The sequence below is a fragment of the Pseudomonas sp. Z4-7 genome, assembly GCF_051131965.1.
Lineage (GTDB): Bacteria > Pseudomonadota > Gammaproteobacteria > Pseudomonadales > Pseudomonadaceae > Aquipseudomonas.
The window spans coordinates 2,242,898-2,256,689 of sequence record NZ_CP071642.1 but is presented as its reverse complement, the minus strand read 5'-3'; the positions used below and the strand labels follow the sequence as shown (position 1 = coordinate 2,256,689).

11 protein-coding genes and 1 pseudogene are annotated in these 13,792 nt (G+C 62.6%); 5 read left to right on the top strand and 7 right to left on the bottom strand.

Annotation, left to right across the window (positions count from 1 at the left end):
* Nucleotides 1–321: 321 nt before the first annotated feature.
* The 4 genes from J3P91_RS10210 to J3P91_RS10195 all read right to left on the bottom strand — a co-directional run bounded on the left by J3P91_RS10210 (nt 322) and on the right by J3P91_RS10195 (nt 5,579).
* Nucleotides 322–2,088 (bottom strand): ABC transporter ATP-binding protein, encoded by a 1,767-nt coding sequence (locus tag J3P91_RS10210; protein ID WP_434603809.1) that lies wholly within the window; start codon nt 2,086–2,088, stop codon nt 322–324.
* On the bottom strand, nt 2,085–3,191 hold the full coding sequence (locus J3P91_RS10205) for a beta-glucosidase (RefSeq protein WP_434605061.1): 1,107 nt from the start codon (nt 3,189–3,191) through the stop codon (nt 2,085–2,087). The genes J3P91_RS10210 and J3P91_RS10205 overlap by 4 nt, the downstream gene beginning before the upstream one ends.
* 64 nt (nt 3,192–3,255) lie before the next feature.
* Nucleotides 3,256–4,437 (bottom strand): UDP-galactopyranose mutase, encoded by a 1,182-nt coding sequence (gene glf / locus J3P91_RS10200; RefSeq protein ID WP_434568973.1) that lies wholly within the window; start codon nt 4,435–4,437, stop codon nt 3,256–3,258.
* The gene (locus J3P91_RS10195; RefSeq protein WP_434603806.1) at nt 4,425–5,579 is read right to left on the bottom strand and encodes a glycosyltransferase family 1 protein; all 1,155 of its coding nucleotides are present in this window, start codon (nt 5,577–5,579) and stop codon (nt 4,425–4,427) included. The genes glf and J3P91_RS10195 overlap by 13 nt, the downstream gene beginning before the upstream one ends.
* Nucleotides 5,580–5,937: 358 nt before the next feature.
* Here J3P91_RS10195 and galE point away from each other — a divergent pair, with 358 nt between their 5' ends.
* Nucleotides 5,938–6,984, top strand: coding sequence for a UDP-glucose 4-epimerase GalE (galE, locus tag J3P91_RS10190; protein ID WP_434605059.1), 1,047 nt, complete (start codon nt 5,938–5,940; stop codon nt 6,982–6,984).
* Nucleotides 6,985–7,938: 954 nt separating this feature from the next.
* Here the strand turns inward: galE and J3P91_RS10185 are convergent.
* From J3P91_RS10185 to J3P91_RS10175, 3 genes are all read right to left on the bottom strand, one after another.
* Nucleotides 7,939–8,205: a hypothetical protein gene (locus J3P91_RS10185; protein WP_434568975.1), complete on the bottom strand. Its 267-nt coding sequence runs from the start codon at nt 8,203–8,205 to the stop codon at nt 7,939–7,941.
* A 79-nt stretch (nt 8,206–8,284) separates the two neighbouring features.
* Nucleotides 8,285–9,010, bottom strand: coding sequence for a ferritin-like domain-containing protein (locus J3P91_RS10180; RefSeq protein ID WP_434603803.1), 726 nt, complete (start codon nt 9,008–9,010; stop codon nt 8,285–8,287).
* A complete protein-coding gene (locus J3P91_RS10175) occupies nt 9,007–10,182 on the bottom strand; it encodes a hypothetical protein (protein WP_434603800.1) in 1,176 nt (391 codons plus the stop codon). The genes J3P91_RS10180 and J3P91_RS10175 overlap by 4 nt, the downstream gene beginning before the upstream one ends.
* A 294-nt stretch (nt 10,183–10,476) precedes the next feature.
* Here J3P91_RS10175 and J3P91_RS10170 point away from each other — a divergent pair, with 294 nt between their 5' ends.
* The 4 genes and pseudogenes from J3P91_RS10170 (at nt 10,477) to J3P91_RS10155 (ending at nt 13,785) form a co-directional block, all read left to right on the top strand.
* Nucleotides 10,477–11,160 (top strand): SOS response-associated peptidase family protein, encoded by a 684-nt coding sequence (locus tag J3P91_RS10170; RefSeq protein ID WP_434603797.1) that lies wholly within the window; start codon nt 10,477–10,479, stop codon nt 11,158–11,160.
* A 110-nt stretch (nt 11,161–11,270) separates the two neighbouring features.
* Complete coding sequence (locus J3P91_RS10165) at nt 11,271–11,651, top strand: RidA family protein (RefSeq protein WP_434603794.1); 381 nt, start codon at nt 11,271–11,273, stop codon at nt 11,649–11,651.
* A gap of 148 nt (nt 11,652–11,799) precedes the next feature.
* Nucleotides 11,800–11,874: pseudogene (locus J3P91_RS10160) on the top strand (DUF6124 family protein); the annotation flags it as partial.
* A 147-nt stretch (nt 11,875–12,021) separates the two neighbouring features.
* On the top strand, nt 12,022–13,785 hold the full coding sequence (locus J3P91_RS10155; RefSeq protein WP_434568980.1) for an L-lactate permease: 1,764 nt from the start codon (nt 12,022–12,024) through the stop codon (nt 13,783–13,785).
* Nucleotides 13,786–13,792: the final 7 nt, after the last annotated feature.

Sequence of the window (13,792 nt, the reverse complement as noted above, 5' to 3'; positions counted from 1 at the left end):
TGTGGGAGCGAGCCTGCTCGCGAAGGCGGCGGCACGTCCAACATCTCCATAACTGAACCACCGCTTTCGCGAGCAGGCTCGCTCCCACAGGAGACCTGCGGCGCATGCACATCCAACGCCCAATCTCATTTCCACTGTGGGAGCGAGCCTGCTCGCGAAGGCGGCGGCACATCCAACATCTCCATAACTGAACCACCGCTATCGCGAGCAAGCTCGCCCCCACAGGGGACCTGCGGCGCATGCACATCCAGCGCCCAACCTCATTTCCCACTGTGGGAGCGAGCCTGCTCGCGAAGGCGGCGGCACGTCCAATATCGGCAACTAACGCTTGCCCAACTCCAACCCTTGCGCCTGCCACAGGGTCTGGAACGGCCCTTCACGCTGGCGCAGTTCATCGGGTGAGCCGTCTTCGATGATTCTTCCGCCCTGCAAGACCAAGATCCGGTCGAACCGCGCGACCGTCGACAGCCGGTGCGCCACTGCCAGCACGGTGCGACCGCGCATCAGGTCGTCCAGGGCCATTTGCACCTTGGCTTCGGATTCCGAATCCAGTGCCGAGGTGGCTTCGTCAAGGATCAGGATCGGTGCGTTCTTGAGGAACGCCCGCGCCAGCCCGAGGCGCTGGCGTTGGCCGCCCGAGAGCATCACGCCGCGCTCGCCCACCAACGTGTTGAAGCCTTCCGGCAGGTCGCGGATGAATTCTTCGCAATAGGCATGGCGGGCCGCGTCGATGACTTGTGCCTCGGTGGCATCGGGCTGGCCATAGGCGATGTTTTCGTAGATGGTCCGATTGAACAGCGCCGGCTCCTGAGGCACCACGGCGATCTGGCTGCGCAGGCTGTCCTGACTGACCGAGCGCACGTCGCGGCCATCGATCAGGATCACCCCGCTGCGCACATCGTCCAGGCGCTGGACCAGACTGACCAATGTCGACTTGCCCGCGCCCGACGGCCCGACGATGCCGACTTTCTGGCCGGCCGGAATGTCCAGGGACAGATGCCTGATCGCGCCGCGCCCGTCGGAATAGCTGTAGCTGACGTCGATGAAACGGATATTGCCGCGCCCAGGTTCCAGTTCCGCCGGGGTGTCGCTGAGTGCGTGTGGCTGGACGATGATGCGCAACGTCTCGGCAATCACGCCCATCTGCTGCGAAGTGTCCACCAGGGCCAGCGCCAAGTCGCGGGAGCCATGCAGGATGCGAAACGACAACGCGCTGACCATCACCACATCGCCCGGGGTGATCTGTCCGTCCTGCCACAACAGGATCGACCAGCCGAGCATGCCGCCGGCCATGATCGACAAGCAGATGTCGTGCAAGACCCGGGCTTTTTCCAGGTAGATCCAGCTGCGGCGCTGGGCCTTGGCCTCGACGCCGATCGCCTGCTCGAGCCGGCGCCGCTCGCGGTGTCGGGCGGAGAATGCCTTGATCGTCCAGACGTTGGAGACCTGGTCCACCAACTCGCCACCGACGCGTGCGGCCTGGGAAGCGAAATCGATATGCCGGCTGCGGCCACGCAGCCCCATCACGGTGATCAGCGAAGCCACCACAATCACCGCGCCGATCAAGGCTAACCCCATGGAAAGCCGCACGGTAAACAGCACCACAACCGCACCGATGAAATCCACGCAAGGTGGAATAATCTTCCAGGCCAGGCCACCGTAGATGGAACCCGCTGCCGCGCCCGCCGAGGAGATCCGGTTGGCCAGGGCTCCGGCGAAATGCTCGGAGAAATAGCGCATCGGGTGTCCGGTCAGGTGATTGAACAGGTCGATCCGCAGGTCCGCGCAACTGGCGACCACCGTCCGGCAGCCCAGGTAGCCGCCCGAACGCCAGAACAGGTTTTCCACCACAATCAGCGCGATGAACACGGTGAACGGCAGCCACACATGCCCGGCCGCCTCCCTGCCCTGGGCCATCGCGTCGACCAGCAGCTTCATGCCGAACTGCACCGCCACCGCGCAACTGGCGGCACCGACAATCAGCACAAACAACGTCGCGAAATGCCACGGCCTGAGGGTGACGTATCGCCACAAAAACGCGATGGCGGTATTCGGCAACGGCGCGCCATGGGACTGATGGCTGTTCATGGCATTTGCACCGTGGCAACGGACGAGGCGAACCGCGCCTGCAGGGCCTTCATTGCCAGCGTCAGTGGATGGAAAGATGCGCGGCTGCCCTCGTTGTCGGCGTAGCCAAACACGCCAGTGGGACAGTAGCGATCATCGTCCCAACCCGGGTAGTCGAGAAACGGGTACCAGCACATGCCCACCGTCGGAATGCCGCGCTCCATCGCCAGCGCCAACTGCTCGCCGATGTAGTGCAGCCAGGGCACCCGAGCGGTGTCTTCGGCGCCCGTTTCAGAGAGCAGAAGCGGCCTTCGATAACGCTGGTGGACTTCGCTGAGCATGCCCACCAACGGGCGATAATCCGCGCTGCCCGGCTCGATCCGATTGCCGTGCAGGAACCATTGGTTATGCGGATAGAAATTGACGCCGACAATATCCAGGTACTCCTCGCGCCCGCCCAACCCCGGCCAGCTTCTGCCGGTGAGCAGGTCCCATGCCTCGAACTGGGACAGCCGATACGCCTCGGCGGCCTCTATATCTTCGGCCCGCCGCGATAAGGACCGCACGTTGATCAGTGGGTCGCACTGGACAAATCGCGCCGCGGGCGTTACCTCGCGAATCGCCTCGATCGCCGCGATACTTGCGCGCACCAACTGGTGCTTGAGCTCCATGCCCCGTTGTCGGGCGGTGGGGTTGAAGTAGCCGACGTCGCCGCCGGCCCAGCTCCAGAAAGAGATCTCGTTGATCGGCGAGTAGAACGCGGTCTCGATCCCCTCCTCGCGCATCAGCCGCGCGACGGCACCGGAGAAGCGAGCAAACCGTTCGACGAAGGCCGGCCGCCAGATGTCCAGATCGTCGGGGTAGCCGTAATGGCACAGGTCCCACACCACTTGCACATCGCAGCGCTGGGCGGCGCGCAGCATCGGCAGGAAACTGCTCCAGTCATAACGACCCGGCTGCTGTTCGATCAGATGCCAACGCAAGCCATCCCTGGCGCAGCGAATGCCTAGGTCGGCGAGCCGGCTGTAATCCTGCTCGGCCCAGCGGTCATGGCGAGTCGCGGCGAGCATATCCAGCCGACGTCCATCGGCACGGCGATGGGTGGAACACTCGTAGCCGGCCATCACGAAACTGTTGAAGATCCTCTCCTGCACGCTGCTGTCTCCCAGTGTCTGGATGAAGCCGGGATCAACCCGGCTCGACCTCGTGAGCCCTCGCCACGACCCCTTCGCCCTCGGCGATGCGCTGATACAGCGCCAGCGCCTGACCGACCACCTGATCCATGTTGTAGTACTTGTAGGTGCCGAGCCGACCGAGAAAAGTCACCCCGGGTGTTTCGTCGGCCAGGGCCTTGTAGCGTTTGTACAGCTCGGCGTTCTCCGGGCGCGGAACCGGGTAGTAAGGGTCGCCATCGGCGCAGGGGAACTCGTAGCTGATGCTGGTGCGCGGGTGCTCCTGCCCGGTGAGGTGCTTGTACTCGGTGATTCGTGTATAGGGCACGCGCTCGTCCGGATAGTTGACCACTGCCACCGGCTGGAACTGCGGCGCATCCAGCGTTTCATGCTGAAAGCGCAACGAGCGATACGGCAGATGGCCGAAGCAGTAATCGAAGTACTCATCTATCGGCCCGCAATAGACCAGTTCCCGATAGGGGATGCGCTGGCGAACCTCTTTGAAATCGGTCGCCAGCAAGATATCGATGTTCGGATGGGCGAGCATGCGCTCGAACATCCGTGTGTAGCCGTGCAGCGGCATCATCTGGAACTGGTCAGTGAAATACCGATCATCGGTGTTGGTCCGTGTCGGCACCCGCGAGGTCACCGACTTGTCCAGCTGGGAAGGGTCCAGGCCCCACTGCTTGCGGGTGTAGCCACGAAAGAATTTCTCATACAGCTCGCGGCCGATCTGGTTGATGACCACGTCCTCCGAAGTCCGGATCGACTCGACCGGCTCCGCCCGCTGCGCCAGGAAGGCCTCGGCCTGCGTTTCATCCATGGACAAGCCGAACAGCGTGTTGAGCGTCGTCAGGTTGATGGGAATCGGCACCCGATGCTCATCCACCTGGGCCAGCACTCGATGCTCGTACGGGCGCCATTCGGTGAACCGCGACAGGTAATCGACAATGCGCTGGGCATTGGTGTGGAAGATGTGCGGCCCGTAGCGATGGACCAGCACGCCCGCCTCGTCCAAATGGTCGTATGCATTGCCGCCGATGTGATCGCGACGATCGACCAGCAGCACGCGCTTGCCCAACCCTTCGGCCAGCCGCTCGGCCAGCACGCTGCCGGCGAAACCGGCGCCGACGATCAGGTAGTCGTACGGCGCGCCGCCCTGGGAGTTATCAAGGGAATCGAGGGTTATCGTTGGCATTCGATCTGCTCCTTCATCTGCGCGCAGGTCTTGTCCCAGGACATGCCGTCCAGCGCTTTGTCGGCGTACTGCGCAACCACTCCTGGTTGGGTCCGCAGGTCCAGCGCCGCCTGGATCGCGTCGATGAATCCCTGGGGCGAATCGGCAATCGCGACAACGCCACTCTCACCGTAGCCATTGACCACATCGCGGATCGGCGTGGACACCACCGGGCATCCGCCCGCCAGGTATTCAGGCGTCTTGGTGGGGCTGATGAAGCGAGTGGATTCGTTCAACGCGAATGGCATCAACGCCACGTCCCAACCCGCCAGGTACGCCGGCAGCTCTTCATATTGCTTGGCGCCCAGGTAGTGAATATTCGCCAGGCGCGGCAACGTCTGCGGATCGATCTTCACCACCGGCCCGATCAACACGATGTGCCAGTCCGGCCGCTGCGTTGCCAGTTCACGTACCAGCTCGATATCGAAACGCTCATCGATAACGCCGAAGAAACCCAGGCGCGGATGACCGATATCGGCCTGGTCCGCCGGGTCGGGAATCGGCTGCCTGGCCGCGGCAAAGTGCGTGATATCAACGCTGCTGGGCATGGCGTGGACGTTGGCGTGATGCTCGCGCTTGGCCTCCCAGAGGCTGTATCCGCCGGTGAACACCACATCGGCCTTGGCCATCAACCGCCGCTCCATCTCCACCAACGCGGGCGGCGCGAACTTGAAGGCCGAGAGCTCGTCCATGCAATCGAAAATCACCACATTGGCCTCCAGGTGATCGGTGAAGGCCTGGCTCATAGGCGTGAGGTACCAGAGCATCAACTCACTCGGCCAATGCTCTGCCAGCCAGGCATCGAGCAATTCACGCTGGGTGGCGATCACCTGGGCTTCATCCAGCCCCTCGGGGAGCCTGGGCACCAGCACCGTCACGCCCTCCGCCACCGCATAGCTTTCCAGGTGCGCGGACTGCCGGCCTTCGAATATCGGTTCTTCGAAAAACAGTACGTCGTAGTCCCTGGCCAATCGCGACATCACGTGTTGCGGCCGCTGATAGACAAAGCCCCAGCGCAGGTGCGACAGGCACAACAGCGTAGGTCGCAAGCTCGCGGCGGGCGCGGCGCTGTGATCGGGATGAAGATGTTCTTGTTGATTCATGTGACGTTCCTTTTCTCAAGATCGATGTCTGAAGATCGATGTTTTTAGATCGATGCTGGGCCTACCGCGATCCGGCGCTGCCGCGCCTGGCAAACAAGACCTGGTAACTCCTCTCACGCCTGGCCTTGTGGACGTTTGAGAAAGCCGGTTCCGATGCCGTTCCAAATCTTCTTCCAGCCAGCCGACCAAGTGCACACACCGGTCAGTCAACTGCTCTGAACTCCTGGAACCCGCCACCACACTCAACAGAACAGGCTGATGTCTCCAACGCGCACCACTGCCGAAAGAGACCGCCGGACAACGCCGAGTGTCTCGTCCAAGAGACACCAGGACAGGGATAATCGAGGGGGACTGAATGATGATTCTGGTGACAGGTGGTGCGGGTTATATCGGCGCCCATGTGGCGGTCGAGTTGATGAACCGCGGCGACGAGGTGGTGATCCTCGACAACCTTTGCAACAGCTCCCGGGCAACCGTGCAGCGCATATCGGACGTGACGGGGCGGGAGCCGGTTTTTGTCCATGCCGACGTGAGAAGCCGTCGCGCACTGGACAAGGTCTTCAGGGAGTACCCCATCGAGGCCGTCGTTCATTGCGCCGGGCTCAAGGCGGTGGGTGAAAGCGTGCGTGAACCGCTGAGGTATTTCGACACGAACGTCAGCGGCAGCGTGACGCTGTGCCAGGCGATGGCGCAAGCCGGCGTGTTCAACCTGGTGTTCAGCTCATCGGCGACGGTCTACGGCGATTGCGCCCAGATGCCCATCGCCGAAACCTGCCCGACCGGGCAGCCAACCAACCCGTACGGCCAGTCGAAACTGATGGCCGAACACGTCATGCGCAGCACCGCCGCCTCCGACGCCCGCTGGTCGATCGGCTTGCTGCGCTACTTCAATCCGATCGGCGCGCATTGTTCAGGCCTGCTGGGAGAGACGCCGACGCAGACCCCCAACAACCTTTTGCCATACCTGTTGCAGGTGGCCAACGGCGAGCGCGAGGTGCTGCGAATTTTCGGCTCCGACTACCCGACGCCGGATGGCACCGGGATCAGGGATTATGTGCATGTGGTGGATCTGGCCGAGGGGCACTTGCAAGCTCTGGCGTTCTTGCGCGAACAGACGGGTGTGCACGTCTGGAACCTGGGCACCGGGCGTGGTTATTCGGTGCTGGAAGTGGTAAGTGCTTTCGAGCGGGCGACCGGGGCGAAGGTACCGCTGGCTTTTGAAGCGCGTCGTCCGGGAGACATTGCACGATGCTGGGCGGATCCGGGCAAGGCAGCCGAGCAGTTGGGCTGGACTGCACGTCATGGGCTTGAGCGAATGTTGGAGGATGCCTGGCGCTGGCAGCGCCTGAATTTTCCTCGGGTCGAACCGCGGGAGGTGGTTTTGCGGAGTATCGAGCAGGGATGATCGCTGGATTGTTCAACATCTGTGGGAGCGAGCCTGCTCGCGAAGAGGCCGGTACATCCAACATCTTCATCGCCTGTGCCGCCGCCTTCGCGAGCAGGCTCGCTCCCACATGGGTTTGGCGAAGTGTCCGAGATCTGGCGTCCGCTGTAGATCCAAGTGTGGGAGCGAGCCCGCTCGCGAAGAGGCCGACACATCCAACATCTTCACCGCCTGTGCCGCCGCCTTCGCGAGCAAGCCCGCTCCCATATGGGTTTTGCGGAGTGTCCGAGATACGACGCCCGCCGTAGATCCAAGTGTGGGAGCGAGCCTGCTCGCGAAGAGGCCGGTACATCCAACATCTTCATCGCCTGCGCCGCCGCCTTCGCGAGCAAGCTCGCTCCCACATGGGTTTTGCGGAGTGTCCGGGAACTGCCATCCGCCGTAGATCCAATGTGGGAGCGAGCCTGCTCGCGAAGAGGCCGGTACATCCAACATCTTCATTGCCTGTGCCGCCGCCTTCGCGAGCAAGCTCGCTCCCACATGGGTTTTGCGGAGTGTCCGAGATCTGGCGTCCGCTGTAGATCCAAATGTGGGAGCGAGCCTGCTCGCGAAGAGGCCGGCACATCCAACATCTTCACCGCCTGTGCCGCCGCCTTCGCGAGCAGGCTCGCTCCCACATGGGTTTGGCGAAGTGTCCGAGATCTGGCGTCCGCTGTAGATCCAAGTGTGGGAGCGAGCCTGCTCGCGAAGAGGCCGGTACATCCAACATCTTCATTGCCTGTGCCGCCGCCTTCGCGAGCAGGCTCGCTCCCACATGGGTTTTGCGGAGTGTCCGAGATCTGGCGTCCGCCGTAGATCCAAGTGTGGGAGCGAGCTTGCTCGCGATGAGGCCGGCACATCCAACGTCTTCATCGCCTGTGCCGCCGCCTTCGCGAGCAGGCTCGCTCCCACATGGGTTTGACGGCGCAACGAAAATCAAGCCCGAGGCAAGCGCATCCCCTGAACATTCAGACAATCGCGCTGATTGCGCGCCAGCATTTCCACCGTCAGTTGGTAGGCCTGGTCCGCTGCGTCCTTGAGCAATTGCCAATCCTCCAGACTGATCAATTCATGCAACACCAGTTCATCCGCGCGCCGGATCAACGTGTCGTAATAATCTTCGGGAAAGTCCAGGCGATATGCATCGTCTTCCAGCAACAGCCGCCAGGCTTTCAATTCCATCTCAAGGTCGGTTTCACTCACGGGCGGGTGTCCTTCAAAAGTTCGAGCCAAGGGCTCCGCCCCGAAAAAACACAGGGTGGAGCCCGCAGTGAAACAAGCCTCAACTCACTTGCGCGAGCAGGTCTTGCCTGATGAAGTCGCGCACCGTGGCCAAGTGCCTTTCCTCCTGCTCCAGGGCATGGCCGAAGCGCTTGGCGATCAGCGGGTGACCGCCCTTCTTCGCCAGCTCGATCAGCAATTCCCAGGCAGCGTTGTCTTCCAACTCGATGGTCAGGATCGCGCTCATCGACTGGGAAACGGTGGTGCGTGGGTCGGTCAATACTTGCAGCACGCCCATCGCCTTGACTCCCGCCACGTCCGCGCATGGCGTCATCGCGGTCGGGTCGCCGCCAAGGGTTTCGATGGCTTCGCGCACGATGTTCATGTGCTCAAGCTCCTCGGCCTGGATCTGCCGCAACGTCTCCACCAACGCCGGATCGGCCCCGGGCGCGGCTGTGGCCTTGGCGACCATCGCCTCATACAGGCGCACGCCGGTGCGCTCGAAGGCCAGGCGTTCGCCGAGCTTGTCCAGCAGCACTTCCGGCGCCTTGCCGATGGTTTTGTCCAATGCGGTCTTGACCACGCCTTTGACCGAACCCGGTGCCGGTACCGAGCCGATCAGGTCGGCCTCGCGAATGGCACGCTCGCGCTCGGCGGTAAATTCGCTCACGTCGCCCGGCACATCCGCCGGAAACAGACGGGTGGCTTCCAGTTGGCGAGCGGTGTCTTCGGGAGACATCTGGACGCCGGTACGATTCATGCCGATAGTGACTTGGCGTTCGCTCATTGCTGTTCTCCCACTGGGTTGAGTTCGGTGCCGGGCTTGAAGGTGTAGCCGGCGGAAACGATGTTGGCAGGCACGCCTTCGCTGTTGAGCTGGGCGCGGTAGTCGAGGGAGGCGTGGCCTTCGCGTTCCTTGGGCACGTAGTCGATGCCGTGGGCGCGCAGGTCCACTTCGCGGGACAGCGTTTCACGGACAAAATCACGCTGGCTCTTGAACTCGATCATGCGCGGCAACTGGCCGCTGAGCACCTCGGCGGGGTCGCGTCGCTCGTACTTCTTGAACAATTCGCAAGCCAGGTTCAAGTGCCCCAGCTCGTAGTCGACGAAGCGTTCCCACATCGCCTTGATCCGTGGGTTTTCTTCCTGCTCGGCGCAACTGGCGTAGGTGTAGACCTCCATCGCTTCATGTACCAGCCACTTCTCCATGAAGGTTTCGCTGGGGTCCTGCAACGAGCCATATTGGGTGACATGCTGCTCTTCCACCGAGGCGATTTCGGCATACAACGCGCGCGCCACCGGGTCGGCAAACAGCGGGCCGATGTTCATGTAGTAATCGTGGGTCTGGTATTCCGCACCGGTGATCAGCGCCGCATGGATCTTGGTGATCAGCGCGGCGTTCTCCTTCTTGTAGTTGTCGCGCAGGTCATCGCCGGGGGCGCGGTGGTGCTCGCTAGTGGGCCGGCCGGGCACGATGTCCGTATAGCCTTGCAGGATGTTGTTGGCGTCTTTGCCTTCCAACCGATCAAGCATGGCCGAGTAACGATAGAGGTGGTCGAAATCTTCCAGCAGGCCGAAACGATAGGTCTGCGCCTGATAAGGGTCGGGCTCGTTCTGGGCAACGGCGGCAGTCACTTCGATTGCGACCTGTTCGTAGGCCACGGTGGTTTCAAGCGGCGAATGATCAGCCGACAGCAGCCAGTTTATCGCGGTCATCTGATGCTGCTCGGCGCGCCTTACCTGGGCCAGGGGCAGTTGCAATTCCTTGTGGAAACGCGCGCCGAAATGCTTGAGGCGCAGCGCGTCGGATTCGACGCCGTTCATCAGGATCACCCGCACTCGGGTGAACGCATCGTCATCCAGTTTGCTGATGGGTTTGCCGGCCAGGTCACGCCAGGTAAACGTCTGCTTGTCCAGCGGCGTCCCTTTGTTATCCAGCAGGTTGTCGATTTTGGTCATGGGTCATTTCTCCTTCATCAGAGGCCTCCCGATACGCCGTCGATGCAACAGCAGCGGGGACAAAACGAACGACCTTGGGAAATTGCGCGGCTCTCCGTGCAGACGATGAGCGGTCGCATAAGTGGATGAAATGCCGCTTGATTTTCCGCTCATCCGGTGACGATAAGGATTTTCGAACCAAGCTTTGGCGCGCCGGCTCGGAGCTACATAACACCGCCGCAACCGACTGAAGACGACTCGTTTTTTGCGGCTTCAACGGCGGGTTGTAGTCAATATCTGCCTGGAGTTTTCGCGATGTGTGAATGTTTCGTTCAGCCCGTTTCTTCCAAGGATTCCCTGGCGTTTTTTGCCCAGCGCGACCCCTTCGGTGCCAACCCATCAAGCTTGTCCGCCGACAGCCTTCACGCTGCCGCGGAGCCCGCGCTGCATGAGCGACAAAGCGTGATCAAGCCGAACATGCAGGTCAGCGCCATACGCAACCGTGGCGGGCGCCTGGAGTGCATCAAGGTGCGCTGGGGGTGGTCGCCCGTGTGGTCGATGGGCACGATGCCGCCGCTGACCCACCTGCCCTTGCACCTGGTGATGCGCTCCAAGGTGTTCGACCGGATCAAGCGCGACGGTCGCGTCCTGGTGGCGGTGGATGGCTGGTACGAAGCCGCCGCGGAGACTGGCGCGCACACCCAGTCCAAGCGCCTGAGCTATACGACGTCGCGGCAATCCTCTCCGATCTTCCTCGCCGCCCTGGCCCAGGCCAGTGAAACGCCCAACGGCTGTGACGGGCTGGCCCTGGTGACCTACGGCGATATGGTCAATCAACAGCAGCGCCTGCTGGCCTTCACCGGCGAGAACGCCCTCGAATGGTTGCGCCCGGAGCTGGATTGGGAACAGGCCCGCGACATGGCCGCCCACGTAGCGGTCGCCGAACCGCAACTGGAGCACGTGCTGACCGCCAAGCGAATGGTCCAGGGCCGACGGTGACGGCGGCTCGAACCGGAGGAAGTGGCTGACAGCCCGAAGATCGGCGTTAAACTGGCAGGTCAGTCGTTTTGACGCGACTGGCCTCCTTTCTTTTCGAGCACGAGACTTCCATGGCGAACCAAGACATCACGTTCACCCCCGACCCGGACGCAGACTCCATCTCCTCTGACGTCGCCGGTTTCGGCGGCCTGCTGGTTTCCACCCAGATCCCGACCCGCGCGGACGGCAGCCTGGAGCTGGGCGACATCACGGCGCAGAGCGAATGCACGTTGCAGGCGCTCAAGAGCGCCCTCGAACGCGCCGGCAGCTCCATGGACCGCGTGTTGCACTTGACCATCTACCTGACTGACATGGCCGATCGCGCGGCTTTCAATGAAGTCTACAAACGCTTCTTCGCCAAGCCCTGGCCGGTGCGCGCCGCGGTGGGCGTGGCGGCGCTGGCGGTGGAAGGCATGAAAGTGGAGGTGACGGCGATGGCGGCGAAGGGCTGAGCGCACGGTCTTACGAATCACTCTCGTGGCGAGGGAGCTTGCTCCCGCTGGCCTGCGCAGCAGGCCCAAGCTTTTTGCCAAGGCAGAAATTTTGGGGCGGCTTCGCCACCCAGCGGGAGCAAGCTCCCTCGCCACGGGGTTGTTAAAGCTGGGCATCCAGCAGTTGATCGAGCTGAGCGGGCTGCTGGCGAATCGCGCGCTGGATAACGTCGAGGCCCGCTAGCCGCCGTTGCACAGCTCCCTGTGGCGAGGGAGCTTGCTCCCTCGCCACAGGGGGTGGGCAGGCAATCGCCGAGCAAATCCCCGCCTATACTTCTCTGCCAATCCCCCCGGGGCCTGCACTTCCAACAATAAAAAGCAGAGGTGGAACATGGTCTGGCAACAAGTCTACGATCCCTTCGGTAATGCGGTGCTGTCGACGCTGTTGGCGGCGGTTCCGGTGGTGGTGATGCTGGCGGCCCTGGCGTTCTTTCATGTCAAGGCGCACCTGGCGGCGTTGTACGCCCTGGCCTCGGCGTTGCTCATCGCAATTTTCGCCTTCGGCATGCCCGCCGACATGGCCGGTTCGGCGGCCCTTTATGGTGCGGCCAACGGCCTGCTGCCGATCGGCTGGATCGTGCTCAACATCATCTTCCTGCACCGGCTGACCACCGAGAACGGTTCGTTCAAGGTCCTGCAGGATTCCCTGGCGCGCATCACCGACGATCGGCGTCTGCAATTGCTGCTGATCGCCTTCTGTTTCGGTGCCTTCTTCGAGGGCGCGGCGGGCTTCGGCACGCCAGTGGCGGTGACCGGGGCGATCCTCATCGGGCTGGGCTTTTCGCCGCTCGCAGCCTCGGGCCTGGCGCTGATCGCCAACACTGCGCCAGTGGCGTTCGGCGCGCTGGGTACGCCGATCATCACGCTTGCCAAGGTCACCGGGCTGGATGAAATGGAGCTGTCGATGATGGTCGGCCGGCAGTTGCCGTTTTTCTCGGTGATCGTGCCGTTCTGGCTGATTTGGGCGTTCGCCGGTTGGCGCAAGATGCTCGAAGTCTGGCCGGCGATCCTGGTGGCCGGCGTCAGCTTCGCCATCCCGCAGTTCCTGGTATCGAACTACCACGGCCCGATGCTGGTGGACGTGATTGCCGCGCTGATTTCCATGGCCTGCCTGACCGGTTTCCTCAAGGTCTGGAAACCGGCCACGGTGCATACCTCGGCGGCGTTGTCAGGCCGGCACGATGATTCGAAGATCGACCCCAGCGAGCAACAGACGCCGGTGGCCAGCGGCGCCTTCGCCAGCGACAACCGCCCCGCCGTGCTGCGGGCGTGGATGCCGTGGATCATCCTCACGGTCTTCGTGTTTGCCTGGGGCACCCAGGGCTTCAAGAATCTGTTCGACACCCGCCCGGCCATCGACCCGCAGACCCAATCGGCCAGGCTCGATCCCCAGGGCAAGCCAATGCGCGAGGCGAATCCGATCTTCTCGCCGCTGTTGACCTTCGGCACCATCCACCAGCAGATCGAAAAGGTCCCGCCGGTGGTGCCCCAGCCGAAAACCGAGGAAGCGGTCTACAAGTTCAACTGGTTTACCGCCACCGGCAGCGGCATCTTCCTGGCGGCTATTCTCGGCGGCTTGCTGATGGGCTATTCGATCCCGCAACTGGCGCGCCAATACCTGCGAACGCTGTGGGTGGTGCGCTATTCGCTGATCACCATTGTCGCCATGTTGGCGTTGGGCTTTCTCACCCGTTATTCGGGCCTGGACGCGACCATGGGCCTGGCGTTTGCCGCGACGGGCATCTTCTACCCGATGTTCGGCACGCTGCTGGGCTGGCTCGGCGTGGCGCTGACCGGTTCGGACACGGCGTCCAACGTGCTGTTCGGCGGTTTGCAACGGGTCACGGCAGAGCAGTTGGGAATCAGCCCGGTGTTGATGGCCGCCGCCAACAGCTCCGGCGGGGTGATGGGCAAGATGGTGGACGCCCAATCGATCGTGGTCGCCTCCACCGCGACCCGCTGGTACGGCCACGAAGGGGAAATCCTGCGCTACGTGTTTTTCCACTCGGTGGTGCTGGCGATTCTGGTGGGCGGGCTGGTGACATTGCAGGCGTATGTCGAGCCTTTCAGTCACATGGTGGTGGGAGGAAAGTAACCTGGAA